Origin of the sequence: Anaerococcus murdochii (genome assembly GCF_019957155.1) — a bacterium.
Classification (GTDB): Bacteria; Bacillota; Clostridia; order Tissierellales; family Peptoniphilaceae; genus Anaerococcus; species Anaerococcus murdochii.
The window spans coordinates 504,925-531,170 of record NZ_JAIPME010000002.1; the positions used below are offsets into that span (position 1 = coordinate 504,925).

Below are 26,246 nucleotides of genomic sequence, written 5' to 3' on the forward strand. Positions count from 1 at the left end.
CATTGTCAGATTTCAGAAATTTCCTTGATTTTGAAATCTATATAATTCACAAAAAATGCCACAAGAACGCCAATTAAGGTGTCAATTATCCTATTTAGGGCAAAATTAAAGGGCACAAGGTCGCCTGCGTGGTTTATGGTAACTGACAAAAAGACAATGCCAGCAATAGATACGGCGTCTTTTTTGTTGACCGATGCCATAATCCAGATAATTATTGTGACAAGACCTGCGATTATAATTAGTCTTGCGATTTCTGGAATAGCTCCTGCTGGAAAGGCCAAAAGGTAAATAAGGCCCATAGTTCCGCCAAAAATTGTCCCGATAATCCTGCCTAGGCCCTTGTGAAAGGTTTGATGAACATTTTGCTGCATGCAGATGATCGCAGCTATGGCCGAATAAAAGGCGAGTCCTTCTCCCGGCCTATAATAGGAAATTATCATGGAGATGAGGACAGCAAGACCTGTTTTTCTTATCCTTGGTCCTGGAAAATTTACTCGCATAGGATGGCTCTTAAATAATCGTAAAAGCTTTCTTCGTTGACCTTATTTACCAAATAGGCCTTTGGTCTTGAGTTTACTTTTTCAAGAATTTTCTCATCAAAATTCACCTTAAGACCCGCTTCTTCAAAGATGAAGGCTTCTGGCCTTTGGGATAGGTAGAGTAAGAGGGCCCCTATCAGCGGCTCTTCATCATAAGATTTTAAAAGTTTTTCCATTTGCGGATGATTTTTTATTATATTTTTTAAATCTTTATCTTCTAGGATAAAATTTTTGGCAAAGTTATGGTCGATAGCAAATACTTCTATACCCGAAGATAAAATTAGGTCGAGGTCGGCTAAATCTTCCTTTGATAGGTCTTTTAAATCTGGGATTAGTAGGAAAATGTGGTCAATATAGTCGGTGAAGTCTTCAAATTCGCGACAAGCCTTAGCGATGTTAGATAAGTCGCCAGATACGATTATATCAAGCCTTCCACAATCGGAAGCCAGATCATAAAGATTTTCAAAAGCGTCCATGTCCTCGAGATAGTCGCCAACTGCAGTGAAAATTTCATTATCATACTTTGATTCTAAGTCATCATAATTTTTAGCCACTGACAAGTAAAGTCCTTCATTATTAACAAGACCCAGGATATTTTCTCCAGCAGCCCTGCTTGACATAAAAGACCTATTTGCTGATAGGCCCACAAGTTCAAAATCAAAGGAATCAAGAGCCATTTTTATAAAAAGTCCGTCAGCAGGGCTAAAATTTGTATCTATATAAATAAAGGGTTTTTGATATTCCATAATTCTTCCTTTCTGATAAATTACTATACTAAAAAATCCCAGCTTTTTAAAGCTGAGATTTTTATTTTATACATCCATAAAGCCCTTTGTATATTTTTTAAGAGTGGCCCTATAAATTAGAAATGTAATAATAAGAACAGCTAAGAAAGCCACACCTGCCCCTATGATTATATTGTCTGTTAATTCTGTGATTGCAAAGACCATAAGGCCCAAAATTCCCATTATAACAAGAGATCCTAGGTAGAGTAAAACTGCCTTCAATCCTCCGCCTTGCTGGATTTCCTGAGGTTTTTTCCATTGGGTGTAGACCATAAAAGTCCCAAAATAAAGGCTAATCATAGTTGCGAATGCTCCTGTTAGGCAAAGACCTAAAAATATTACAAGACATCCTAGAATCGTTAGTTTTAGGATAAGGGTAAAGGCTATGGCTAGGATTAGGTTTATCCCACAGGCAACGACATAGGCTGCGGCAAATCTCGCCCTCATGTGGCTTTTTGGATCAATTGGCAGGGTCTGGATGAGGTAAAAGCTCTTTCCTTCCCTTGATAAGGAGGTATTGGCAAGACCCCCATTTATCCAGATGAAAAGTCCAACCGCAAGGGAAATTAAAAAGGCAAATAGGAGAAATTCTGGACTAGCTGGGTCAACTCCTGATTCTTCCATAGCACGGCTCGCTTGGACAAAGCCCATAACTAAGATAACCATGACCATGCCAAGAGGTCCTGACAAAAAGACAATGTTTGAAAAGAGTGTTTTCAAATCCTTTTTGAAAATCGCCTTAAATTGGCTGCCTGATTCGATTTTGATATCCTTTGGCCTAGCCACTTCTTTCTTTGAAGTATCAAGGTGTTCATCAAATACAGCTTCATAATAAAATTCGTCTGCTATTTTATAGGAAATAAAGGCCAAGATAAAACACAATCCCAAAAGAATGCCTGTAAAAATAAGCCTTTGGCTCATAGTTCCTGCGACTGCAAAGCCGTATATTTTTGCGTTGAAAAATACATTTGAAACCATGCCGAGCATATTTTTTATTTGATTTGGGTCAATATTCATTTTTCCCATTGAACTTGAATTTGAAGCAGAAAAAGAGAAGTAGTAAATCACTCCCATAAAAGCAAACATTATTAAATATCCAATTGTCTTAAAAAGTTTTGCATGCCTGTTTACATTGGTAAACTTTTTTATTACAAGTAAGAAAAGTGACAAAATCCCATAAGGTAGGTAAACCATTGGCAAATACAATATTAGCCCCATTACTAAAACCCAAGGATCAAAGCCTGCTTCCCCAAAATAAATTACAAGGCCGATTATTAAATATAGGAAAAAGTCCACAAAGCTTAAAACTCCACCAAAAACCTTGCCCACAAAGAGTTCGCCCTCCCTAATAGGCATAGTCTGATAATTGGCTATGGCCGACTTGGTGTAGAGGTTTGAGAAAATTTGTGGCAGGTAAAATAAAAATACCATTAGGGTCATGGACATGCCAAAGCTTGTAAAATACATAAAGGCCATGTCGTTTGCCACGTAAAGGTAGGCAGATGCCTTGAAAACTCCTGTGAAAATCGCTCCAAAAAATACATAAGTCCATATTAAAAGCAAAATCCTACCTAAATATGATTTTGGCATATTTGGGACAGTTTTCCTCGGCATATATGGAAAAAATGACTCTTTAAGACTATATTTGGCGAGTGTTAGGATATTAGACTTATTCATCTGTAAGCTCCAAGAAAATTGATTCAAGAGTGCCATCGTTGTTGGCTATGTGCTTAATTTCTTCAAGAGTTCCCATAGCGATAATCTTGCCCTTGGCGATAATTGCAATCCTGTCGCAAAGTTCTTGGGCAACTTCCATGACGTGGGTTGAAAACATGACACACTTGCCCTCATTTGCTCTTTGTCTTAAAATCTGTTTGAGATTAAAAGCAGACTTGGCATCAAGGCCAACCATCGGCTCATCAAGGATTAAAACCTGTGGATCGTGGATAAGGGCACCGATAATGGCAAGCCTTTGGGCCATACCGTGAGAATAGGTTGAAATTTGGTCTTTCATGGCATCTCTAATGTCAAAAAAGTTTAGGTAATAATCAAGCCTCTCCTTCCTGGTCTCAGTGTCAATACCATAAATATCTGCGATGAAATTTATATATTCATTTCCTGAATAATTTTCGAATAATTCCGGATTATCTGGCACATAAGAAAACTGGCTCTTGTAAGCCATTGGGTCATCTTCAAGACGGATACCATTTATAAAAATTTCTCCCTTGGTCTTTGAATTTATCCCTACAATGGACTTGATTGTAGTAGATTTGCCCGCCCCATTAGGACCTAAAAACCCAAAGATTTCCCCATCTTTAGCTTCAAAAGAAATATCATCAACTGCCTTTTTTTCGATTGTGTATTCCTTAGTAAAGTTTTTTACTTCAATCATATTTCACTTCCTTTTTTATATTATTTTACAACTATAACTAATAAAATTCATTCCATAAATATTCATAAAAATATAATATCAATAGTCTTAAACATTTTACCAGTCGGAGAATTTTTTGCATAAAAAAAGCGTCCGCAAAAGACGCTTATAAATTTTATCCGATAGAATCTGAATAATCTTTTAATTTTCCTAGGGCCTGGTTTTCAATTTGTCTTATTCTCTCACGAGAAAGGTCGTATATTGAACCTATTTGCTCTAGGGTCTTTGGTTTTTCGTTATCTAGGCCGTATCTGTAGATTATGATTTGCTTTTCCCTTTCTGTTAGCTGGTCTAGGGCCTGCATCAAAAAGTTTTCCATGTCTTTTTCTAGGATTACCATATCTACTGGGGTTGACTCGTCGCCTACCATATCCATTAGCTCATCACCCGTGGAGTCTTCACTATCTAGGTTGATGTTTAGGGATGTGGAGTTTACTTGGTTTCTGTTTATGAGGAACAAATCATCTGCTTGTTTTTTGTTTATTCCTTCATTTTCTAAAATCCTGTAAATCTCTTCATCGCTTGCTTCTGGGTTGGCCTTTAGAATTTGTTTTAATTTATTTAATTTTAAGTACTTACCTGCTGGTATTCTGATTGTATGTCCTTCTTTGTTGATGGCCTTTCTGATTGCCTTGTCTATCCACTTGTAGGCATAGGTTGTAAATTTGTAACCTAAAGTAAGGTCAAATTTCTCTGCAGCCCTTATCATGCCTAGCATGCCGGATTGGACTAAATCTTCTAGGTCTAGGTCGTTGCCATGGGACCTAAAGAAATATGAAGCACGACTCCTTACAAGTCCTTGGTTTTTTTCAACAAGGGCTGAAAGGGCGTTTTGGTTGCCAAGTTGGAATTGCTCCACTATCTCTTCGTTGTTTAGGTCAGATAATTTCATCATGTCCTTGCGTCTGATAGGGGCAAGGGAGGTGTTTACTCCCTTTTTGGCAGAACCAATTAGGTCATCATCATCGTCGAAGTCTTCGTCGTCTTCTTCAGAAATAATGTCTAGAATTTCTTCTTTTTGCTCATCGGTCATCGCATCCACAAGTTGGGTGAGCTCTTCTTCACTCAAATCACTTGTATCAAGATAATCTCTAAGCTTTTCTAAAGTTTCCTTATCTTTTAAATTTATTTTATCCATCTTATCACCCGTTTGAATTTATTTACCCACCTAGTCGTCTAGGTCTATTTTAAGCTCATCAAGCTTGGCTTTTAAGGCTTTGGAAATGGGATAGGCGTCGTAATTTTCATTGAAATTTGCCCTTTTAGTTTTTCTAATCTTGGACCTTAATATATCAAGATCAGCCTTAAGCTCAAGGGCTGTCATCCTCACTGCACCCTTGACTAGGGCCATGTTTTGGACTTGGCCGTCATCTGTGACTACCTTTACATTGTGCCTTCTTGCAATCCTTGCAAGTTCTGCCTCAATGTAGGTATCTGCAGTTTGAAACCTCTTGGTAAAAACTATTTTCATCCCGTATTTTTCTATGGTCGTTTCCTTGAGCCTATCAAGGTTGTAGGCGTCAAAAACTATGACCATTTTTTCCCCAGATAAAAAACTATATTCAGCCAAGTCTTCTATTAAATCTTCCCTGGCTGTTTCTAGACTTTCTCTGGCCGCCTCTCTAAGCTTTGGCCACTTGTTTATAACATTGTAGCCGTCGACGTAGGATATATTTTCCTTAATTAAAGCCATTTTGTCTTAAAACCTCATACATGGCAATGGCTGAGGCTACTGATGCATTTAAGCTATTTACAAAACCCTTCATCGGTATATTAATAAGTATATCACAATTTTCCCTAACAAGTCTAGATAGTCCCTTACCTTCGTTACCAACTATCAAACAAACCTTGCCTTTAAGGTCTACTTGGTCAATTGGTGAAGAGGCCTCGCCAGCTAATCCATAAACCCAAAAACCGGCTTCTTTGATCTCTTCTATGGCCCTGTTGGTATTTTTAACCATGATAATATTAATATTATTGATAGCACCAGCACTTGTTTTGTAGACAATTGGGCTTACTGATGCACTCCTTCTTTCAGGAATGATTACCCCGTCAAAACCAAAGCTTTCTGCACTTCTGATTATGGCTCCGAGGTTGTGAGGGTCTTCGATTTGGTCAAGGATAATTAGCCTTTGATACTTATCAATGTCTTTTAGGTCCTTATACTGAAAAGATTCCGCCTCTACCATCACTCCCTGGTGGTTCATATCTATTTTATCAAAAAATCTCTTATCTACAAAATTTATCTCAACATTTGCTCTTTGAAGCTTAGAAATAATCTCATCGACAATCTTAGAATTTTGCTTGATTACAAAAGCCTTATAGATTTTTACACCCGAATCAATGGCGTCGATTACAGGTTTTCTGCCGTAAATCTTATCCATCAGCCTATCTCCCACTTGGTACCTTCTCTGGTATCCTTAAGGATGATGCCCATTTCCTTTAGGTCATCACGAATCTTATCCGCTGTCGCAAAATCTCTATTTTTCTTAGCTGCATTTCTCTCTGCGATTTTTTCTTCTATAAATGCCTCGTCTACTTGGCTTTCCTTTTTCTTTGCAAGAAGTCCAAGGACATCATAGAGCCTCTTATAAAGGTCGAAAGTTTTTTCTACAAATGCCTTAGAAGAGTCCCCGTCTAAGTTTGTATTTATAAATTTAGCAAGATCAAATAAAACTGTAATGGCATCTGCTGTATTTAGGTCATCTTCCATTACACTTACAAATTCATTTTCTTTGGCATCTAGGATTTGAAGCAAATCTTTTTCCTCATTTAAGATTTCTTTTTCACTTGCATTTGCGACTAGGTCTTCCGCTTTGAAATAAGCATTGTTTAGCCTATCTAGGGAAGCTTGGGCCTGGTCGATTATTTCCTTGGTGAAGTTAATTGGCTGCCTATAAGATGTTGTGAGTAGCCAAAACCTAATGGTCATCAGGTCGTATTCCTTCTTGATGTCATCAAGAGTAAAGAAATTACCAACCGACTTGCTCATCTTTGAACCATTTACCTGGATCATCCCGTTGTGCATCCAATAATTTGCAAACTGGACGTCATTTAGGGCTTCAGATTGGGCGATTTCATTTTCGTGGTGTGGAAATTCCAAATCTTCCCCGCCAGCGTGGATGTCGATTGTATCTCCAAGGATTTTCTTATTCATGGTTGAACATTCTATATGCCAACCTGGTCTACCCTTGCCCCATGGGGAATCCCAAGCAACTTCGCCCTCAAGTTTAGTCGCCTTCCAAAGTGTAAAGTCCGCAGGATTTTTCTTCTTGCCTGCGTCCTTGTCGTCTAATCTTTGGCTTGCTCCATGGACTAGGTCTTCAAGATTTTTCCTTGATAATTTGCCGTAGTCGGCTTTTTTGCTTACATCAAAGTAAACATCGCCATCTGAAACGTATGCCATACCCTTATCGATCAAACCCTTTACAAAGTCTATAATATCATCCATAACCTCGGTTGCCCTTGGGTGGATGGTGTCTTCTTCGTCTAGGTTTAGGGCCTTAGCGTCTGTCATGTATTGGGCAATGTAGCGGTCTGTGACTTCCTTAGTTGTGATACCTTCTTCGATTGATTTTTTTATAATCTTATCGTCAACATCGGTGAAGTTTACAACATAGGTCACATCATAACCCCTATATTGGGCAAAACGCCTAAAGGTGTCAAAAATAACCAAAGGCCTTGCGTTTCCTATGTGCATGTAATCATAAACTGTAGGTCCGCAGACGTACATTTTTATTTTGTTTTCTTCAATTGGTTTAAATACTTCCTTAGTTCTGCTAAGAGTATTGTAAATCTTCATTAAAAATTATCCCTTACGTATTCTAGTCTATCCTTAACTAGGTCCTTGCCCATGATTAAAAAGGCATTTGATAGGTCTGGACCATGGACTGATCCTGTAACTGCTGCCCTTACTGGGAACCAAAGGTTCTTGCCCTTGATGCCTGTTTCCTTTTGGATAGTTTTCATAACTGATTTTGCAAAGTCTGCATCAATTTCGTCAACTTGGTCAAGTTGGTTTAAGAAGGCATTAAATAAAGTTCTTGCCTCATCTGTTGAAATTGCTTCTTTTGCGTCATCATCATATTCAATATCTTCGCTCTTTATATAGTAGTTTTTAGCAAGTTCTGGTGCATCTGAGAATTTATCAATGGCTGATTGCCATGTTTCTGCAAGAAGAACTAGTTTGTCATGGTCATAAGATTCGTCAATTAAACCAGCCTTAATCATGTATGGCTTGATGTCTTCTGCAAGTTTTTCTGGTGATAATTCTCTTACATAATGGCCATTTACCCAGTCAAGTTTTTTCTTGTCAAAAACAGCACCAGTTTTATTTACCCTATCAAAGTCAAATTGTTTAGCAAGCTCTTCAATTGTGAAGATTTCTTCTTCGCTATCTGGTGACCAACCTAATAGTGATAGGAAATTAATTAGGCCTTCTGGCATGTAACCTTCTTCGATGAAGTCCTCTACCATACCGTCGCCGTTTCTCTTTGAATATTTTTTGTGGTCCTTATTTAAAACTGTAGGTAGGTGGATATATTCTGGAGCATCCCAGCCAAAGGCTTCGTAAAGATAAACGTGCTTTGGTGTTGATGAAATCCACTCATCTCCACGAACAACGTGGGTAATTCCCATCAAGTGGTCGTCTACAACTACAGCAAAGTGGTAGGTTGGGTAACCATCTCTTTTGATAAGGACTTGGTCATCTTGGTCGTCAGTATTAAAGGTAATTTTGCCCTTGATCCTGTCGTTAAATGAAATATCATAGTCTTTTGGTAATTTTAGTCTAACTGTGTATTCTTCACCATTCGCAACTCTCTGTTTGGCTTCTTCTAGAGGAATAGACCTGCAAAGACCGTCGTATTTTGGTGTAAGGCCGTCAGCTTTCATTTGGTCTCTGACCTTGTCGACTCTTTCTTGAGAGCAGAAGCAGTAGTAAGCCTTGCCTTCTTCAATCAATTGGTCGATGTATTTATTATAAATGCCTTTTTCTACCCTTTCAGATTGGATATATGGACCAAAATCTCCTTTTTCTGTAACATGACCATTTTCATCGAGCATAACACCTTCGTCGATTTCAACGCCTGACCATTTTAGGGCCTTCAAAAGATTTTCCAAAGCACCTTCTACAAACCTGGTCCTGTCTGTATCTTCTATTCTCAAAATCATCTTGCCGCCAGTATGTCTTGCGTATAGGTAGTTAAATAGGGCTGTCCTAAGGCCGCCTATATGCAAATATCCTGTTGGAGATGGTGCAAATCTTACTCTAACTTCACTCATTAATAACTCCTTTTAGTTTTCTTATCAATTATTCTTTTAGGTTGATAAGTAAATAAGGGAAGTAAAACTTCCCCCACAAACTTAACCTTAACTCATCTAATTATAACATCTATTACTACAAAAATCAACCTTGTCAAGGTTGATTTTTGTTTTTTTGATAAATTTTTGTACTTTTATTAAATTATTTTTTCTTCTTTATCATTTATCGAGGTTTTTATAAAAATTTTTATCCCTGTGTTTTTGATTTTTTCAAAAATTCTCATATCCTCGTCGTCCACAGCCACGAGTTCTGTCAAAGATTTTTTGCCGATTGAAAGGTGAATTACTCCGACATTTACTTCTGTAATTTGGGCACCTGAATCAATTATTTTTTCAAGATCTCCCGTATTTTTAATAAGGAGAAAATACTCTCCCTCATTTTTATCAAGAAAATCTTTTACATTTGCTACTTTTAAATAAGTCGATTCAATAAAATCTGGCACTGTAAGGTCCATGACCTCAATTCTAATATGATCGGTCGCTGTCCTGTCATTGGCGATGATTACTTTTTTCAAATTGTATGAGTCACACCAATCTTTGACGACACTTCCATTTGCAAGTCTTGAATCAATTCTCGCGAGAGTAATTTTTCCCATCAAGCCCTCCTAATTACCATTTCGCTTGGGTCATCAATTATTAGGTCAGGATTTGCATCTTCAAGGACCTTTCTATCCCTAAAACCCCAAGAGACCCCAACGGTAAAGATTCCTGCGTTTTTACCGCACTTCATATCAACTTCGCTGTCGCCGAAATAAATAATATCAGAAAAATCTGCCCCAAACTTTTCTTTTAGGATCATAATCCCCTCTGGTGATGGCTTTCTCTGGTAATCTTCTCTGTAGCCTAAAATCTCATCAAAATATCCCTCCCCAAAAACAACAGGGATGACTTTCTTGCAAGTTTCGTCTGGTTTATTTGAAAAACAAACAAGGGGTTTTCCCGTTTTCTTTAGCGCATCAAGGGCTTCTTTCACCCCATCATAGGCCTTTGTAAGATAGGCAGAATTATCGTCGTAGGCCTTGTTGTAAGAATCCAAGAAATCTTTCCTAAATTTTGCATCTTTAGGGGCCCCAACATAGTCAAGGGTCTTTTCGCAAAGGACAACTGGGCCATTTCCAACAAAGGGTTCAACCTTATCTTTTGGGCAAGCTTCCAATTCAAATTTCTTTAAAGTTTGGTTTATAAAATAAGTTATGGTATCTATTGTGTATAACAAGGTACCGTCTATATCAAATATATACATATCTTCCTCGCTTTTTTCTATTATTGTACTTTTCTTTGGAAATTTGCCTATAGGTAAATATTTAAAGAAAGTTTTGACTTTTAGGGTATAAATATTGGTAAGAAAATGAACTTAAAATAAGAAGGAGCTTATGAAAGAGATTAGAAACCTAACCATGCTTAGCGATTTTTATGAATTTACTATGGCTAATGGTTATTATGAAAACGGAATGAAAGATACAATCGCAGTCTTTGACGCCTTTTACAGGAAAAACCCAGACGGCGGTGGCTATGCGATTTTTGCAGGTCTTAATGATATAATTTCCTATATCAAAAACCTTCATTTCACTGACGAAGACATTGAATATTTCAAGGCCCAGGGTGGTTTTTCTGATGGATTTTTGGAATATTTAAGAAATTTCAAATTCACAGGTGATGTTTATGCATTTCCTGAAGGATCAGTTATGTTTCCAGGCGAGCCAATCGTCACAGTCAAAGCCCCAATCATAGAGTGTTCTATAATTGAAACCTACTTGCTTTTGTCAATGAATTTTAATTCACTAATTGCAACTAAGACCAATAGGATTGTTAACTCTGCAGGTGACAGGCTTGTAATGGAATTTGGTGCTAGACGTGCCCAGGGAGCCGATGCTTCAATCACTGGAGCAAGGGCAGCCTACATCGCGGGTGCCCCAATTACATCCAACACTTATTCAGCCAAAAAATATGGCTTTAAGGCATCTGGAACCATGGCCCACTCTTGGATTCAAGCCTTTGATTCTGAATACCAAGCCTTTAAAACCTATGCAAAAATGTATCCAAATAACTGCATACTTTTAATCGATACCTACGACACACTTGAATCTGGCCTTGTAAATGCCATGAAGGTTTTCAAGGAAGAACTTGTCCCAAAGGGCCTTACAGGTGGAGTGAGGATTGACTCAGGCGATTTGGCCTACCTCTCTAAGGAAGTCAGAAAAAGGCTTGACGAGAATGGTTTCGAGGACTTTAAGATTGTCGCATCAAATTCCCTAGATGAATTTAAAATCGAATCCCTTCTTGCCCAGGGAGCAAAAATCGACTCTTTTGGTATAGGTGAAAGGCTAATTACTGCCAAGTCTGACCCAGTTTTTGGCGGGGTTTATAAGCTTGTAGCCATAGAAAAAGACGGAGACCTTGAGGCAAAAATCAAAGTCTCAGAAAATGTAGAAAAAATTACAACACCAGGTTTTAAGAAGGTCTACAGGCTCTACGATGCTGAAACTTGCAAGGCTGAGGCTGACTATATTGCCCTAAGAGATGAGGAAGTTGACGATTCCGAACCACTTGTAATCTTCGACCCACTTTTCACCTGGAAGATGAAAAAAATGAAAAATTACAAGGCTAGAGAGATGCAAGTTAAAATCTTTGAAAAAGGCGAACTTGTCTATGACGAGCCAAGCCTAGACGATATAGCAGAATACAGAAAAGAAGAAGTCGAATCTCTTTGGGATGAGGTAAAAAGATATGACGCCCCACACAATTATTACGTTGACCTTTCCCAAAAACTTTGGAACTTGAAACAAAAATTAATTTTAGAAGCAAAATCTAAATAAAAAGAGGCAGCCTGGGCTGCCTTTTTGCTTGCTTAAATTTCTTGATAAAGTTCTTCCAAAGTCCCACTGGTTTTGACCTTTATCTCTTCTAGGCCATTTTCACCTAGGACTTGGATTTTTATATTTTTTGCATTTTTATAATAATTTTCAGCTTGGCTTTTATTTCCTTCAAGCTTTGATAAGACTGCACTTGCTAGGTTTTTTAAGCTTACTACAAAGGGCTTTATTTCCTTGTATAAGGATTCATTTGAATGATTTTTTTGGTAAGCTTCTACGGCCTTTATTTTTTCTTCCAGTAATTTTTTAAGGATCCCTGTGTTTTTTTCTTCAAAGGCTTTTTTAAGGTCCATATCTTCGGTAAATTTCTTGGCTTCTGTCCTTTGATAGACCAAGGAACCGTAAAAGCTTGGGGCGATTTTTATCAAATCTTCAAAGGCGCCTGGTTCTAGGTTTTTGGCTGCTTTTTTAAAAGCCCCTTCAGGATTGTATTTTTCTGGATTTTTCAAATATTCATTTGCCTGGTAGATTGCTATTTTTGAAGCTTCTGCCTGGTTCATCGGGTTTAGGTAAAAGCCATCAAAATTTATATCTCTTGAATCGTAAAACTCAAAAATTTCCAAAAAAATTTCATCTGGCTTATAATCATTTACCGGCCAATTAAACCAAATATAGGGTTTTTTGCTAGTTCTTTTTAAAAAATCTTCGTTTGACTTGTGATTGATTGGATCTACAACCTGGCTGCCGGTCCACATGAGGTTGAGGTTTTTCATCTCCTCCAAAAGGCCCTCGTATTCAAAACCCTTTTCATCTATCCAAGCGTCGTTATACCAAGGATGGACAAAATAAAGGTAAGAGCCCGTTTCCTTTTCCACAAAATCCGCCAAGTCTCTTATTAATTTCATATGGTCGGATCTTTTTTCAAAGGCGAACTTTTTGTCAATATCATCAAGACATAGGCCAAAAGACTTGACTCCCACGCCCATTAATTGCCTATATTTAGCGAAAATCTTCCCAATTTCTTCATCGTAAGAATCAAAGTCGAAGGGATTTTGGCCTGGGTGGATGGCCCAAGTAAATTCAATACCCTTTTCATCGCTTAGGTCTGCGAGGGTTTTTATTTTCGAAATTTCATCAACTGGATAAGGCTCGCGCCACTTTTTGTTGTGGTAGGGGTCGTCTTTTGGAGCATAAATGTACTGGTCCATGCCAATTTCAGCTAGGAAATTTATCATAGACTTTCTCTCGTCAAAAGTCCAAGGGATACCGTAAAAGCCTTCAATTATGCCTTTTTTCATCTTATTTCTCCACTGGATTTGCTTCTATTATTGTAAGCTTGCCTGTAATTTTATAGTCCTTAGCATAATTTGTTATTAGGAAAAAATCTCCCTTTTTGATTGGGTAGACTTTTCCGTCAATTTCAATCTCGCCGGCCCCTTCAATTACAGATTCCAATAAATATGGATTTTGTCTTTCAAACTTAGCTTGGCTATTTATTTTAAATTCCCTTACTTCAAAATATTCATTGGAAGTTAAATTTCTTCCCTCGTAGCCTGTGCCGGATAAGGTTTGGATTTGGTCTTCTTGGTCAATAATTTTGATGGCTTGCTTAGATTTTTCTAGGTGAAGATCTCTGAGATTTCCCTTATCGTCCCTCCTATCGTAGTCATAAAGCCTGTAGGTAATGTCTGAAGCTTGTTGGATTTCAAGGATTAGGGAGTCTTTTTTGATAGCGTGGACTGTGCCTGCCCTTACAAAGAAAAAGTCACCCTTTTTTGTAGGAACTTCCTTCAAAAGCTCATCCCACTTTCTGTCGTCAATTAATCTTATGGCCTCATCTTTAGAATCAACCTTGAGCCCAAAAATAATTGAGGCAGAATTTTCATTTAAAATGTACCAACACTCGGTCTTTCCCTTTGAATTTTCAAGCCTAGCCCCCATCTCATCATCAGGGTGAACTTGGATTGATAGGTCGTCTGCCGCATCAATTATTTTTACCAAAAGTGGAAATTCTTTTTCATTAGGATTGCCAAAAAGCTCTGGCTTATCTTTATAAACTTCCCTTAAGGACTTGCCTTTAAATTCGCCATTTAAAATTGCAGACGATTCCCCTTCCATGCCTGAAATAGCCCAATATTCCCCAGTTTTATCTGATGGGATTTGGTAAGAATAAAGGTCTTTTAATTTGGATCCGCCCCAGATTTTTTCTGAAAATTTGCCTTCTAAAAATAAAATTTTATCCATTTTAATCTCCTATACTTTCGTAAATCCTCAATGTTTCTTCTATATGCCCGTCGTTTAGGTTGTCTATGTCATCATAAGGGACTCCCATGACAACTAAGATATATTCCTTGCCATTTTTTTCTGCAAGAGTTGCCCAACAAAGGCCAGCCTTATCAGTTGTTCCGGACTTGCCGCCTATTATTTCAAAACCATTTTGATTGTATTTTTTTAAATGGCTAAAAACTGTCGATTCAAGATAGACTCCGTCGGGATGATCAAGGGTTGGCCTTGTCACAAAGTCTCTTTTTGTAAAAATCGCCCTAAAATCGCCGTCTTCTAGGCTATCTTTTATGAGCATGGCACAGTCTTTGGCCGATTGGTAATTTCCTGGATCATCCATGCCGTCAGCGTTGGCATAGGAAGTGTTTTTAAGGCCCAAATCTTTAGCTTCCTGGTTCATCATAGCCACATAATTATCCATAGAACCTGAAATATTTATGGCAAGGCTATCGGCAGCTTCACCAGCAGACCTTAACATGGTTGCATAAAGCAAATCCCTATAAGATGTAGCTTCTCCTCCCCTAAATCCTGCCATTGATGCATTCATGTCAATAGCCCTATGATAAGCATCAGTATCGACTGGGGCAGTCGCTGCCAAATCAGTGATGTGTTTTAAGGCCACCCTTACAGTCATGATTTTTGTTAGAGATGCCATTGGAAGCCTCTCGTTTTCGTTTTTAGAAAGGACTTCCTTATCGTCAGTCAAATTGTAAAGGTAGACCGCCTTTGATATAAACTTTTCATCCTCAGCCTCTTTTTTGAACCTAGAGCTGACAAAAACTGCTATAAGAAAAACTAAGGCAATTATAAATAAATTTCTAATCTTTTTCATACTTCTATTGTACACCAAATTTGAATTTAGATAATTAAATCTTTTGTAAGCCTTTTTATAAAAGCTTAAAATTTTGCCAAATTTAAAGCTTATTAGATATGATTTTTAGCGGCTAGCTTGTCCCCGAAAATCATAGAAAAAAATATAAAAAAACTTTTCCCACTACTTGCAATTGATAATTTATATCAGATAGTAAATATGAGGTGAAAAAAATGAAAGATATAATTATAATTGGAGCAGGCCCTGCCGGCCTTAGCGCAGCCTTATATGCAAAGGCCCGTGGCAAGGACCTACTTTTACTAGAAAAAGATAGGGTAGGTGGCCTAATTAGCCATGTTTCCAAAGTTAGTCATTATGCTAGCCTTGCCGATAATGAATCCGGCGAGGATTTTTCACAAAAACTAAAAGACCAACTCGCCTTTTCAAAGATTGATGTGACCTACGAAGAATGTCTATCTATTGAGAAAAAAAACGACTTTTTCCTTGTAAAAACAAATAAAAATACCTATGAAGGTAAAAAACTAATCTATGCAGCAGGTTCTCACTTAAAAGAGCTTGATATTGATTATAAGGGCTTTGAGATAAAACATTGGCCATATGGCAATGAAGAAAGTCTTAAGGGAAAAACTGTAATTGTAAACGGTGGATCAGACGGAGCAAGCAAGGAAGCTCTCTATATAGCTAAATTCGCCAAAGAAGTCCACATTGTCCAAAACCAGGATGCCCTTCTTTGCATAGACGAATTTAAAAAGCAAATCGAGGCTTCAGAAAAAATAAAAGTCCACACATCATCAAGCCTTACAGATATTGAAGTTAAGGATAATAAGTGTGTGAAGGCTATCTTAGATGATTGTGTCATTGAAGATGAAGAAGGCATAGAAATCTATGTCCAAATCGGCCAAAACGGCAATACAGAACTAATTAAGGACCTAGGTCAAATTAAAAACACCTTCCTTGATGAAGATATAAGCTCAAAAGTTGACGGCTTATTTTTTGCAGGAGATGTTAGGATTAAAGATGTAAAACAAATAGCCACAGCAGTTGCTGATGGGACTCTTGCTGGTATAAGAGCAAGCAAGTAAAATTTTCAATTAAATAGGACTCCCTATTCCTCTTTGGATAAGGGAGTCCTATTTTAGTTTTTATTAATAGTTATTTTTGAAGATATTCTTCTGCGTGTTTTGCAGCATTTCTACCAAATACTATTATATCTGTTACAGCGTTTCCCCCTAGTCTATTAGCTCCGTGGATGCCGCCTGTAACTTCGCCTGCAGCGTATAGGCCTGGAATAGGGTTTCCGTCTTTGTCTAGGACTTCAGAATTTGTATTTACTTCTACCCCGCCCATTGTATGGTGGATACCAGGTGAGATTTGAACTGCATAATAAGGAGCAACTGATAGGTCAGATCTTGTTTCTTCCATTCCTTTTCTGCCAAATTCCTTATCTTCATTGTTTTTAACTGTTTCAATCCAGTTTTCTATTGTTTCTTTGATAGTTTCTTCGTCTGTGCCAATTAATTCTGCTAGAGCCTTATAATCATCACATTTTGTTAGAAGTCCCTTGTCGAAATACTTAGCAATTGTTGCAGATTGGTCAAACATTGATTGGTCAACTATTAGCCAAGCTGCTGGGTCTTTTTGACTTAGAATTTCTTTTGATACAAAATCTCTTGTTTCTAGTTCATTTACAAATCTCTTTCCGTCTTGGTTTACAAGGATTGCTCCTTCTCCCCTAAGACCTTCAGAAATTAGTGATCCGTCTTTTTGTACTACAGTTGGGTGGATTTGAATTTGATCCATATCTATGAAGTTTGCGCCTACTTCTTCTAAGAAGTCTACAGCATCACCTTCGATTGACTTAGCGTTTGTTGACACATATCCCTTTAGGTCTGGGTTATATTTTTCAACCATTTCTTGGTTAGAACCAAAACCACCTGTCGCAACTATAACAGCACCAGCGTTGACTTTTAGCTTTTCGCCATCTTTATAAGCTGCTTCAACACCAACAGCTTTTCCATCTTCCATAAGAACTTTTTCTACTCTTGCGTCATAGACAATTTCTACACCAAGTTCTTTTGCTTTTTCAGTAAGTTTTTGAACTAAATAGTTACCTACAGGTATTGATTTTCCTTCGTCATTAATTGGTGCGTGAGTTCTCATTTCTGTTTGACCACCTGAGAATTTTAGCTGCTTAAGTGGTGCACCTAATTCTTCTAGCCAATCAACAGCTTCAGAAGATTCTGCTGCCATTTTTTCAACTAATTCCTTATTATTTTTATCATGACCACCCTTCATAGTGTCTGCTACGAATGTTTCTACTGTGTCAGGTATTCCTTCTTCTTTTTGAAGTTTTGTTTCAGCAGCATTCATTCCGCCAGAAGCTAATGATGAGTTACCGCCAGTGATGCCTGCTTTTTCAACAACTGTGACGTTTTTACCATCTTGGGCCATTTGGATAGCTGCAGAAAGACCTGCTCCACCTGCACCTACTACTACTGTATCAGTTGTTATTTCTGTTTGTCTATCTTCTTTAGATTCTTTTGCTACTAGGTCTTCTGGATTTGCTCCAGCTTCTTTTATAGCATTCTTTACTGCAGATAAAAATGCAGCTGATGATATAGTTGCACCTGAAATGTTATCAAGATCTGTTGTATTTTTGGCAATAACCTCTTCTTTAATTCTAAGAATGCCTGCCCCGCCTACAGCACCTGTTTCCTTTTGATCTACATCAATACCAGTAATTACGCCATTTTCCATAGTTACTTTAACATTGACATCTCCGCCGTAGCCTTTAGCTGTACCTTCAAAATCACCAGAAAGTGTAGCTATATCTGTAGTGCTTTCTGTTTCTTTTTCATCTTTAGCAGTTTCTTCCTGTTTAACTTCTTCTTTAGTTTCTTCTTTTGGCTTTGTTGCAGTATTTCCACAAGCTGAAAATGCCATTGCCATGGCAAGGGCCATTGCTGATGACTTATATTTATTCATATGTACTCCTTAATAATTGTATTTTATAGATAAATTAAAAGAAAATATATGGCTATCCGAAGATAGCCTTAAATATTTTTCTTATTTTGCAGCGTCCATAGCGTCCTTTAGGGCAGCTTTGAATGCTTCACTTGTAACTGTTGCGCCAGATACGTTGTCGAATTCTGTTCCGTTTGCATTTTTAGCAGCTTCTACTAGTTCTGGAAGTGCATCTGCACCGATTCCTTCGCTTTCGCTGTGTTCATCAACTACGATGTCTTTGATTTTATCGCCTTCCATAGTAACTGTTAGCTTGATGTCTCCACCGTAACCTGCAGCTGTAGCTGTACCTGTTTTTTCGGCTGTTTCTTCTGCTGCTGGTGCTTGTGCGTTTTCTTCTGCTGGTTTTTCAGCTGAGTTTCCACAAGCTGCTAGTACTAGAGCAAGAGCTCCAACTAAAAATATATTCTTTTTCATATTACTCTCCTTGTAAAAATTCTGTTTGAATTATGTTTACTAAAAAAATATACCATAAATTCTGGTAAATTTCAAGGTTTTTCCTGACCTAGGCCCCAAAGACGTCTTTAATGACCTCTTTGATATTGAACATTTGCCTGATTTTCATATCTTTAAAATCCTTTTGATCTAGGGAATTTTTAGCCAAATAAACCTTGTCATAGCCAAGTCTTTCAAGTTCCTTGACCCTTTGTTTGGCCTGGGGCACTTTTTTTAGTTCGCCAGTAAGGCCAACTTCGGCTATAAAAACGACCTTGTCTGAGATTGGTTTTTTCAAGTAAGATGAAGCGATAGACATGATTATAGCAAGGTTTACAGATGGTTCTGAAAGTTTTAGCCCACCTGTAGTCTTGATTATAACATTCATATCAAATAAATTAAGACCCGCCCTTTCTTGGAGAATTGAAATAAGGGTATTTAGGTCATCTCTCCTTAGGGAATCGCCTATTCTTTGCGGATAAGGCATAAAGGATTTTGAAACTAAGGATTCTATCTCAACTTCAAGGAGCCTTGAACCTTCCTTGGTCACAGAAATCGCTGAGCCTTCGATTTCGCTATCTCTTTGGGTTATAAAATATTCGCTAGGATTTGTGATTTCTATTAAGCCTTCCTCATCCATTGAAAAAAGCCCAATCTCACCTGTCCTTCCAAACCTGTTTTTGCTTGATGTTAAAACTCTTAGGTCTTCATCGGGACTGCCGTCTAGGATTAAGACTGTGTCAACCAAGTGCTCAAGTGTACGTAGCCCTGCCATTTCTCCTGTCTTTGTCATGTGGCCTACCATGATGAAGGCACGCTTCTTTTCTGGATTTTTGGCCATTTCAACAGCCTTACCTGCCACCTCAATTGTCTGGGTAGGTGAGCCCTGCTTGTTGTCAAATTCCTGGAGGGAAAAAGTCTGAATGGAGTCTAAAATTACAATATCAACCCCAGTTGCCTTTATTTCCTTAATTGCAAGGTCCATAGAATTGGTCGAAAGGATCCAAAGATTCTTGGGTTCGTCTTTCATAATTCTTTGTGACCTTGATTTTATCTGGCTTTCGCTTTCTTCTCCCGAAACGTAAAGGACTTTGAGTCCCTCGTCGGCATAGGATTTTGACAATTGTAATAATAGTGTAGATTTTCCTGCACCTGGGCGAGCTGTAAGTATTGAAACTGAGTCACGGACAAGTCCTCCGCCCACTGCCCTGTCAAATTCCTCATAGGCAGAGTGGATTCTCTCCGACTCGTTAATTTCAATTTCCTTTAGCTTTTTAGCCTTATTATCTTCATCGAGGATAACTTTTTTGTCAGCCTTTTCTTCTTTGATTGTTGTTTCTACAAGGCTTCCCCACTTTTTGCAAGATGGGCACTGGCCAGCCCAAACATTTTGGATGTGGCCGCAATTAGTACATTCGTAAGCTTTTTTGACCTTAGCCATTATATGCCTCTACAAACCTATTTACAGAAAATTCGTAAACGGCCCTTTTTGGATTATCCTTGTAAATTTTTGCAAAAATATCCCTTGGAACAATGCCAAAATCAAGCATAGCTTCAAGTTCATCAAGATATTTATTTTCACTTTCGTCTAGAACTGGCCTAATAATATCGATTATATCTAGGACGTGCTGGTAGATTTCCACATTTTGATAAAGGGCGAAAATCCCCATCCTAGTGGCGTTATTTTTAAGCTTTTGAGCCTCGTCATAGGTCATATCTTGGAACAATTCGTAAACTTTTTCAAAAGTTTCGTCAACAAAAAATATTCCCTTTATCAAAGCCGCAGCTGCCATATTGTAAGGATATGGAATATTATCAGGCATCCTGATTTCCATATAAGTTTTAACTCTCACATCAGGGAAAACTATGGAAATTCCGTGGTTAACCATGACGTCGGCATTTTCCTCGGTCATTAGTTCATCGAGGGTCTTTCTTCCGACATAGGCTTCCCCATCATCACTTGGCATAAAAATCATTGGAGTATCAAGAATTTTCTCAGCATATTTTGCGTATGACAAATCAGAATCAAAGGCAAAGTCGTAAAGACCAGTCCTGTCCCTGTCTGTGTATTCCCAAATTGTTTGCCTTAGGTTTCTGTCAATGTAGGTTTCTCCCTCAAAAATTAGGGCATTATCAAAGACTGAATACAAAAATGGGCTGAGGGCGTTGGCTAAAAAGTATTTCTTTTTGAAATCTTCTTCATTTTTATAATCCACAGCCAACTGCATAGAGCAAGTCCCCTTCATCATGTTATGGGCATACTCTCCGCCGTATTTTTCAAAATATTTGTACATAAAATCATAGCGAGCCTTTGGAATTATCTTAATATCGTCAATCTTAGTTTTTGGATGATAGCCAAGGGTCACCAAAAGCAGGCCTCTTCTTTCAAAAAGAGGGATAAGTCTTTCCGTGTGGGTCCTATAAACTTCAAAAAGGTCATCTACCATAGTCTTAGCCCTTAGGGCAAGTTCGAATTGGCCAGCAGGTTCTATTGAGATATCAACATTACCATCAGAAAAGGCCATGCCAGATTCGTCTGTTTTTTCATAACCAAGGCTAACTAGGTCTTTTAGGATTTCCCCAATCCCGTCTTCGCCGTAAAAAGATTGGCTCTCCAAAGTTTCCTTATTTACTACAAAGTGCTCTATTTCAAAGCCCAGCCTAAAGTCCTTTTCGTCCTTTTCGCCTGACTTAATAAAATCTACAATTTTTTGAATTTTTTCTAATCTTTCCATAATAACCCCTTTACTCTTATCATTATACGAATATTTGCCAAATAAACCATGGTATAATGGACTTATGAAATATGGATTTTTTGAAAGTCCCCTAGGAATCATAAAAATTTCCTATTAGGCAAAGATAAGGAAAATTGAATTAGTGGATGAAATTGATGAAAATAGCGAAGAAAATGAGCTTTTTAACATTTTTAAAGACCAGCTTTTAGAATATTTTGAAGGAAAAAGAAAAACTTTCGATAAGCTTGACCTCCTAGATCCAAAAGGCACCGCCTTTCAAAAAACAGTCTGGCGATCCCTTTTAAAAATCCCCTACGGAGAAACTTCATCTTATAAAGAAATTGCAAAAACCATAGGTAATCCAAGGGCCACCCAAGCGGTAGGGACAGCCATCGGCAAAAATCCCTTTTTAATCATAATCCCCTGTCACAGGGTAATAAAAGCAGACGGATCCCTAGGAGGCTTTGCCTATGGCAGGGAAATAAAAAGAAAACTATTAAAAATCGAAGGATAAATTTTCCCTTATAGGAGAAATTTTTGATATTTCCTAACACAAAAAAGAGTCGGACATCCGACTCTCTTTTTTAGTTAATTCTGTTTGTTGTTTCTCCGTCAAAGAAGTGGAGGGCTTCTGGGTCTAGGCTAAAGGTGTGGCTTTCGCCTATTCTGTATTCGAAGTGGCCTGGTTGGCTTACTACAAGTTCAGTTCCGTCGTCCATCTTTGCGTAGATGATTTGTTCCTTACCAAGCATTTCTATAACTTCTATAGTTCCTGTTACAGAGTTATATTCGTGTTCGCCTGGGATAAATCTTTCTGATCTGATTCCTAGAGAAACTTCCTTGCCTTCATAGTTTTTAAGGATGGCTGCATCTTTGTCATTCGCTCTTATTTTCATAAGGCCAGATTTATTGACAAACATACCATTTTCTATCTTTCCTTCTATGATGTTCATAGTTGGTGAACCGATAAAGCCAGCTACGAAGAGGTTTTCTGGTCTTTGGTAGAATTCTGTTGGCGCACCTACTTGTTGGATTTTACCTTGATCAAGAAGGATGATTTTTGTTGCCATGGTCATAGCTTCTGTTTGGTCGTGGGTTACATAGCAGCTGGTTGTTTCAAGCTGGTTGTGAATCCTTACGATTTCAACTCTCATGTGTTCACGAAGCTTGGCATCAAGGTTTGAAAGTGGTTCGTCCATGAGGAATACTGATGGTTTTCTAACGATTGCACGTCCTAGCGCCACCCTTTGTCTTTGACCACCTGAGATGTCTGATGGTCTAGAATATAGGTAGTCTCTTAATTGTAAGATGTCTGCCGCTTCTTGAACTCTTTGGTCGATGACTTCTTTTCTCTCGTTTTTCATCTTTAGGGAGAAAGCCATATTATCATATACTGTCATGTGTGGGTAGAGGGCGTAGGATTGGAATACCATTGCGATGTCCCTGTCCTTTGGCTCTACTGTATTCATTATTTTATCGCCGAAATATAGGGTACCTTCTGTTATTGAGTTAAGGCCCGCTATCATTCTTACTAGGGTTGATTTACCACAACCAGATGGTCCTAGGATGGCACAAAAGTCCTTGTCTTTGATGTCTAGATCTATGTGTCTGATGGTAAATTTATCCCTACCTTCATATTTTTTTCCTAAATTATCTAATTTAACTCTCATTATTTTATCCTTTCACTGCACCTGATGACAATCCTCCAACTAGCTCATCTTGTAGGAACAAGAATAGAAGCATAACAGGGATGGCTGATAAGAAGCCGCCTGCTGCAAAGGCCGGTTGGTTCATATTTCTAACGTCTGATATTAGTGTAAATAGGCCTGTTGCCAAGGTGTAATCTGCTGGATTTGTCAAGAGTATTTTTGGCATCATGTAATCAAGAAATGGTCCTATAAAGCATTGTAGAGCTATGATTGCTAGCATTGGTCTTGCAAGTGGCATGATTATTAGCCTATAAACTTGGAAGTTTGAACATCCGTCTATCCTTGCAGCCTCGTCAAGCTCTTGGGAAATAGAATCAAGGTAACCTTTTAAGATGAAGGTGTTACCTGCTATTGCCCCACCTGAGTAGATTAAAATTAGCATCATTGGACGAGAAAATACTGGAACTACACCCGAAACAATTGTGTGGATAGCGTAGTAGGCAGTGATTCCCGCAAAGGCTGGGATAATCTGAACTAGCATTATGGTTATAAGACTTGCTTTCTTGCCCTTAAATCTAAATCTTGAATAGGCATAACCTGTAAAAGAGACAAAAATCAGGGTAAGGATTGTTGTTGCTGTTGCTATTTTTAGTGTATTTACTACCCATCTTAAGAACTGTGTTTTTTCAAACAAGTACTTAAAGTTATTTACTGAGAAGACAAAGTCTCCTGTCATTGATATATATTGGCCTTGGTTGCCGTTAAATGATGATACAACCATGATTACTAGGGGTACTAGGATAATTGCAGCCCATATAAATAAGATTAGGTAGGATATTGTCAAAGCTACCTTGCCTGCAGCTGTAAGTGGCTGGAGGTCTGATAGGTAGAGGTCTTTATTTTTCTTTTTCTTAAACATACTAATACTCCTTGAAGGCTGATGATTTCATGTAGCCGAAGAAGGAAATGATTATGAGTATTATTGAGATAAATACTGTAATCGCAGCTCCTATAGCTTGGTATTGACTGTTCATAGTCAAGTTGTAGATGTATGAAATCAAAATATCACTTGATCCCGCTAAGTTACCGTAGACTTGTGGGTTGAATGGGCCACCGCCGTTAAATAGGTAAATTATTGAGAAGTTGTTAAAGTTGAATGTGTATTGGTTGATTAGCATTGGAGATATTTGGAAAAGTACCAAAGGTATTGTTATTCTTAATGTCCTTTGGAAACCTGTTGCTCCGTCTATGCTTGCTGCTTCATATAAATCCTTTGGTATAGCTTGAAGTACACCAGTTGTAAGTAGGAATATATAAGAATGTCCCAACCAACCTTGAAGTAGCACTAGGGCAGCTCTGGTTTGAACTGTGTTATTTTTAATATCTAAAGATGTGTTAAACAAGGTGTTTACAGCTTCTGTTATTACACCGCCACGGCTGGTCATTATTGAGAAGAACATGATTGTGATGAAGGCTGGTATTGCCCATGGCAATAGGTAGACAGTTCTAAAGAACTTTTTGCCTTTGATCCTCTCGTTGTTTACCATTAGGGCAAAGATGAAGCCCAATACAATTGCAAGTGTAGAAGCTAGTATTGTCCACATAATTGTCCAACCGAATATATGCCAGAAGGCCTTACCTGCTATACCTTGTCCTCTTGCTATGGATACATAGTTAGCAAGTCCTACCCACTCGAATTTGTTTTGGTGTTGTGGGTCCATATTTGTAAAGGAAATAAGGATGGCTGTTACTATTGGTACAATTACTATAAAGATGATTACCAAAAGAGCTGGTGAGGTTATTAAATATGGGAATCCATCAGTTCTTAGGTATTTTTTTGTTTCGAAGTATGAGTTTGGTCTAATTCCTTGGATTTCTCCCTTTTCTGTCCTATAGGCATCCAAAAATGATCCTATAAAGATTGCAAGGGCTATAAGTACAAAGGCTAGGGCTAATATACCCTCTATCATAAAGATGATTGACCTATCAAGTCTCTTGCCTCCTTGGGCTAGAGAAATAAGACCTGCTATACCTTGCCCTTGGTAGTTTCCAAAGCCAAGTGCATATGGAATTGCTATTAAGAATATAAACAAGGCTCCTACTAAAAACATTAGGCCCTTTTGCCATTGGCCGTTTAATAGTTGGCCAACTCCTGGGATTGGGGCTGAGATTATGGATTTAAAAGGTCTTTCCTTATCGACTTCGACAGGTGTCCTTCTTCTAGCATCTGATCTTTCTTCTTCTAATATTTTTAAAGAATGTTTGAGGTCTTCTTTTAATTTATATTTATAAGACTCAATCTCTTCTTTTATAGATCTTTCAGGGTTCCTGTAGTCTATCTTTAAGTTTTGGTCTTTAAATTTTTGTTTTAGTTGTTCTTTTGTAGCCTTGTAGGCCTTTTTTGAAATTCTTTCTTCTTTGAAGGCTTCTTCTATTTCAGCTACGTCGTGTTCGTATTTTTCCTTTAAGACCTTCCTGTCGGCCTCAATGAACTTACTTTTTTCAGCAATGACTCCTGGAGTCAAGTTTTTTTGGCGTTCTTCAGCGTCTTTTAGGGAATCTTTTAAGAATTGGTCGTGATCTAAGATTTTTGGTATCTCTGTGACATCTAGGTCATTTAGCCTATAATCAAGGAGGCTTTCATAGGATAGGTCCTTGTTTTCCTCATAGAAGGCCTGCATTTTTTCTGCCACGAGTTTTTCTATATATAGGTCTTTTAGTTTACCATCTGCTGGAAGGTCTTTATCAGAATTCGCCTCGTTTTTTGCTTTTTCTAGAAGGGCTTTTTTCTGATCCTCGTATTCTTTTAACTTAATATTGTAGGGATGGTTTGCTTTAGTATATTTAGGGCTAGTACCGTTTTCCTTAGCTTCGATAAGATCAATTATATATTGATTTTTCCTAGGATAGGTCACTCCCCTCCTATCTATAAGGCTTTTTTCATAAGTCATTATAATTACCTTTCTTGTCTTGTTATTACTATTAGTAAGAAAATATTTAAAATAAGTCCTAGATAATAAAATACAGATCCTAGGCTAAAGGAAAAAAATAGGTTGACTATAGAAATAAGAGTCATTGCCCCGAAAAATAGCTTATAGGTTTTGTTAATTCCGTATTTTTTAATAGTAAAAAAGGTGTATAGAGATATAGTTATGGGATTTATTACCTTTATAAATAAAGAAAAAATGATTGAATTTAAAAAATCATCATAACTAAGTCCTGGTTTAATTTTAGAAATAGTTTCAAAAACACTTGGGTCCTTGGCTAACATCATTGCTTCTAGGCTGAAGTTTAAGATGATTGCTGCGGATATTAGTAGTATTTGTAGTAGAAATTTATTTCTTTGCTTTTCTTTTTCCATATTGTTTTAAATATAAGGGGCTAAGCTTAAAGCCTGC

The 26,246-nt window shown here is 37.8% G+C and carries 25 protein-coding genes; 3 read left to right on the forward strand and 22 right to left on the reverse strand.

What is annotated here, in order from left to right:
* Nucleotides 1-5 precede the first annotated feature (5 nt).
* The 11 genes from K8P03_RS02800 to K8P03_RS02850 all read right to left on the reverse strand — a co-directional run bounded on the left by K8P03_RS02800 (nt 6) and on the right by K8P03_RS02850 (nt 10,320).
* Nucleotides 6-500, reverse strand: a complete 495-nt coding sequence (locus tag K8P03_RS02800; RefSeq protein WP_223418137.1) for an FUSC family protein — start codon at nt 498-500, stop codon at nt 6-8.
* Entirely contained in the window at nt 491-1,285 is a 795-nt protein-coding gene (locus K8P03_RS02805) for a nucleoside hydrolase (protein ID WP_223418139.1), read from the reverse strand. Before K8P03_RS02805 ends, K8P03_RS02800 begins: the two co-directional genes overlap by 10 nt.
* A gap of 66 nt (nt 1,286-1,351) precedes the next feature.
* A complete protein-coding gene (locus K8P03_RS02810; RefSeq protein WP_223418140.1) occupies nt 1,352-3,001 on the reverse strand; it encodes a hypothetical protein in 1,650 nt (549 codons plus the stop codon).
* Complete coding sequence (locus K8P03_RS02815) at nt 2,994-3,716, reverse strand: ABC transporter ATP-binding protein (RefSeq protein WP_223418141.1); 723 nt, start codon at nt 3,714-3,716, stop codon at nt 2,994-2,996. The genes K8P03_RS02810 and K8P03_RS02815 overlap by 8 nt, the downstream gene beginning before the upstream one ends.
* Before the next feature lie 154 nt (nt 3,717-3,870).
* Nucleotides 3,871-4,893 (reverse strand): sigma-70 family RNA polymerase sigma factor, encoded by a 1,023-nt coding sequence (locus K8P03_RS02820; RefSeq protein WP_223418142.1) that lies wholly within the window; start codon nt 4,891-4,893, stop codon nt 3,871-3,873.
* A 30-nt stretch (nt 4,894-4,923) separates the two neighbouring features.
* Complete coding sequence (locus K8P03_RS02825; RefSeq protein WP_223418143.1) at nt 4,924-5,448, reverse strand: NYN domain-containing protein; 525 nt, start codon at nt 5,446-5,448, stop codon at nt 4,924-4,926.
* Nucleotides 5,435-6,139: a 23S rRNA (guanosine(2251)-2'-O)-methyltransferase RlmB gene (gene rlmB, locus K8P03_RS02830; RefSeq protein ID WP_223418144.1), complete on the reverse strand. Its 705-nt coding sequence runs from the start codon at nt 6,137-6,139 to the stop codon at nt 5,435-5,437. Before rlmB ends, K8P03_RS02825 begins: the two co-directional genes overlap by 14 nt.
* Nucleotides 6,139-7,557, reverse strand: coding sequence for a cysteine--tRNA ligase (gene cysS, locus K8P03_RS02835; protein WP_223418146.1), 1,419 nt, complete (start codon nt 7,555-7,557; stop codon nt 6,139-6,141). Before cysS ends, rlmB begins: the two co-directional genes overlap by 1 nt.
* Nucleotides 7,557-9,038, reverse strand: coding sequence for a glutamate--tRNA ligase (gltX, locus tag K8P03_RS02840; RefSeq protein ID WP_223418149.1), 1,482 nt, complete (start codon nt 9,036-9,038; stop codon nt 7,557-7,559). Before gltX ends, cysS begins: the two co-directional genes overlap by 1 nt.
* 176 nt (nt 9,039-9,214) lie before the next feature.
* On the reverse strand, nt 9,215-9,673 hold the full coding sequence (locus tag K8P03_RS02845; protein ID WP_223418150.1) for a PTS sugar transporter subunit IIB: 459 nt from the start codon (nt 9,671-9,673) through the stop codon (nt 9,215-9,217).
* The gene (locus K8P03_RS02850) at nt 9,673-10,320 is read right to left on the reverse strand and encodes an HAD family hydrolase (protein WP_223418151.1); all 648 of its coding nucleotides are present in this window, start codon (nt 10,318-10,320) and stop codon (nt 9,673-9,675) included. The genes K8P03_RS02845 and K8P03_RS02850 overlap by 1 nt, the downstream gene beginning before the upstream one ends.
* A gap of 130 nt (nt 10,321-10,450) precedes the next feature.
* Between K8P03_RS02850 and K8P03_RS02855 the strand changes: the two genes are divergently transcribed.
* Nucleotides 10,451-11,893 (forward strand): nicotinate phosphoribosyltransferase, encoded by a 1,443-nt coding sequence (locus K8P03_RS02855; RefSeq protein WP_223418152.1) that lies wholly within the window; start codon nt 10,451-10,453, stop codon nt 11,891-11,893.
* A 32-nt stretch (nt 11,894-11,925) separates the two neighbouring features.
* Here the strand turns inward: K8P03_RS02855 and K8P03_RS02860 are convergent, their stop codons facing one another.
* The 3 genes from K8P03_RS02860 to K8P03_RS02870 are packed head-to-tail and all read right to left on the reverse strand — an operon-like array spanning nt 11,926 to nt 15,005.
* Nucleotides 11,926-13,188, reverse strand: coding sequence for a beta-N-acetylglucosaminidase domain-containing protein (locus K8P03_RS02860; RefSeq protein ID WP_223418153.1), 1,263 nt, complete (start codon nt 13,186-13,188; stop codon nt 11,926-11,928).
* Nucleotide 13,189: 1 nt separating this feature from the next.
* Entirely contained in the window at nt 13,190-14,134 is a 945-nt protein-coding gene (locus tag K8P03_RS02865; protein WP_223418154.1) for a type I phosphomannose isomerase catalytic subunit, read from the reverse strand.
* A gap of 1 nt (nt 14,135) precedes the next feature.
* Nucleotides 14,136-15,005, reverse strand: coding sequence for a D-alanyl-D-alanine carboxypeptidase family protein (locus tag K8P03_RS02870; protein WP_223418155.1), 870 nt, complete (start codon nt 15,003-15,005; stop codon nt 14,136-14,138).
* 212 nt (nt 15,006-15,217) lie between these two features.
* Here K8P03_RS02870 and K8P03_RS02875 point away from each other — a divergent pair, with 212 nt between their 5' ends.
* Nucleotides 15,218-16,087, forward strand: a complete 870-nt coding sequence (locus K8P03_RS02875) for an NAD(P)/FAD-dependent oxidoreductase (protein WP_223418157.1) — start codon at nt 15,218-15,220, stop codon at nt 16,085-16,087.
* Nucleotides 16,088-16,157: 70 nt separating this feature from the next.
* Here K8P03_RS02875 and K8P03_RS02880 read toward each other — a convergent pair whose 3' ends face one another.
* The 4 genes from K8P03_RS02880 to K8P03_RS02895 form a co-directional block, all read right to left on the reverse strand.
* Nucleotides 16,158-17,990: a flavocytochrome c gene (locus K8P03_RS02880; RefSeq protein WP_223418159.1), complete on the reverse strand. Its 1,833-nt coding sequence runs from the start codon at nt 17,988-17,990 to the stop codon at nt 16,158-16,160.
* A gap of 81 nt (nt 17,991-18,071) precedes the next feature.
* The gene (locus K8P03_RS02885; protein WP_223418161.1) at nt 18,072-18,446 is read right to left on the reverse strand and encodes an FMN-binding protein; all 375 of its coding nucleotides are present in this window, start codon (nt 18,444-18,446) and stop codon (nt 18,072-18,074) included.
* 88 nt (nt 18,447-18,534) lie between these two features.
* A complete protein-coding gene (gene radA / locus K8P03_RS02890; protein WP_223418163.1) occupies nt 18,535-19,905 on the reverse strand; it encodes a DNA repair protein RadA in 1,371 nt (456 codons plus the stop codon).
* Nucleotides 19,898-21,199 carry a glutamate-cysteine ligase family protein gene (locus K8P03_RS02895; RefSeq protein WP_223418166.1) on the reverse strand — a complete coding sequence of 434 codons (1,302 nt, stop codon included), beginning with the start codon at nt 21,197-21,199 and terminating at the stop codon, nt 19,898-19,900. Before K8P03_RS02895 ends, radA begins: the two co-directional genes overlap by 8 nt.
* Before the next feature lie 142 nt (nt 21,200-21,341).
* On the opposite strand from K8P03_RS02895, the gene K8P03_RS11260 reads away from it, so the two are divergent.
* The gene (locus K8P03_RS11260) at nt 21,342-21,713 is read left to right on the forward strand and encodes a methylated-DNA--[protein]-cysteine S-methyltransferase (RefSeq protein ID WP_223418168.1); all 372 of its coding nucleotides are present in this window, start codon (nt 21,342-21,344) and stop codon (nt 21,711-21,713) included.
* A gap of 70 nt (nt 21,714-21,783) precedes the next feature.
* On the opposite strand, the gene K8P03_RS02905 is transcribed toward K8P03_RS11260, so the two are convergent.
* The 4 genes from K8P03_RS02905 to K8P03_RS02920 are packed head-to-tail and all read right to left on the reverse strand — an operon-like array spanning nt 21,784 to nt 26,209.
* Nucleotides 21,784-22,869, reverse strand: coding sequence for an ABC transporter ATP-binding protein (locus K8P03_RS02905; protein WP_223418170.1), 1,086 nt, complete (start codon nt 22,867-22,869; stop codon nt 21,784-21,786).
* Between the two features lie 4 nt (nt 22,870-22,873).
* Complete coding sequence (locus tag K8P03_RS02910; protein WP_223418172.1) at nt 22,874-23,767, reverse strand: sugar ABC transporter permease; 894 nt, start codon at nt 23,765-23,767, stop codon at nt 22,874-22,876.
* Between the two features lies 1 nt (nt 23,768).
* Complete coding sequence (locus K8P03_RS02915; RefSeq protein WP_223418174.1) at nt 23,769-25,799, reverse strand: carbohydrate ABC transporter permease; 2,031 nt, start codon at nt 25,797-25,799, stop codon at nt 23,769-23,771.
* Nucleotides 25,800-25,804: 5 nt separating this feature from the next.
* Nucleotides 25,805-26,209, reverse strand: coding sequence for a hypothetical protein (locus K8P03_RS02920; protein ID WP_223418177.1), 405 nt, complete (start codon nt 26,207-26,209; stop codon nt 25,805-25,807).
* Nucleotides 26,210-26,246 lie beyond the last annotated feature (37 nt).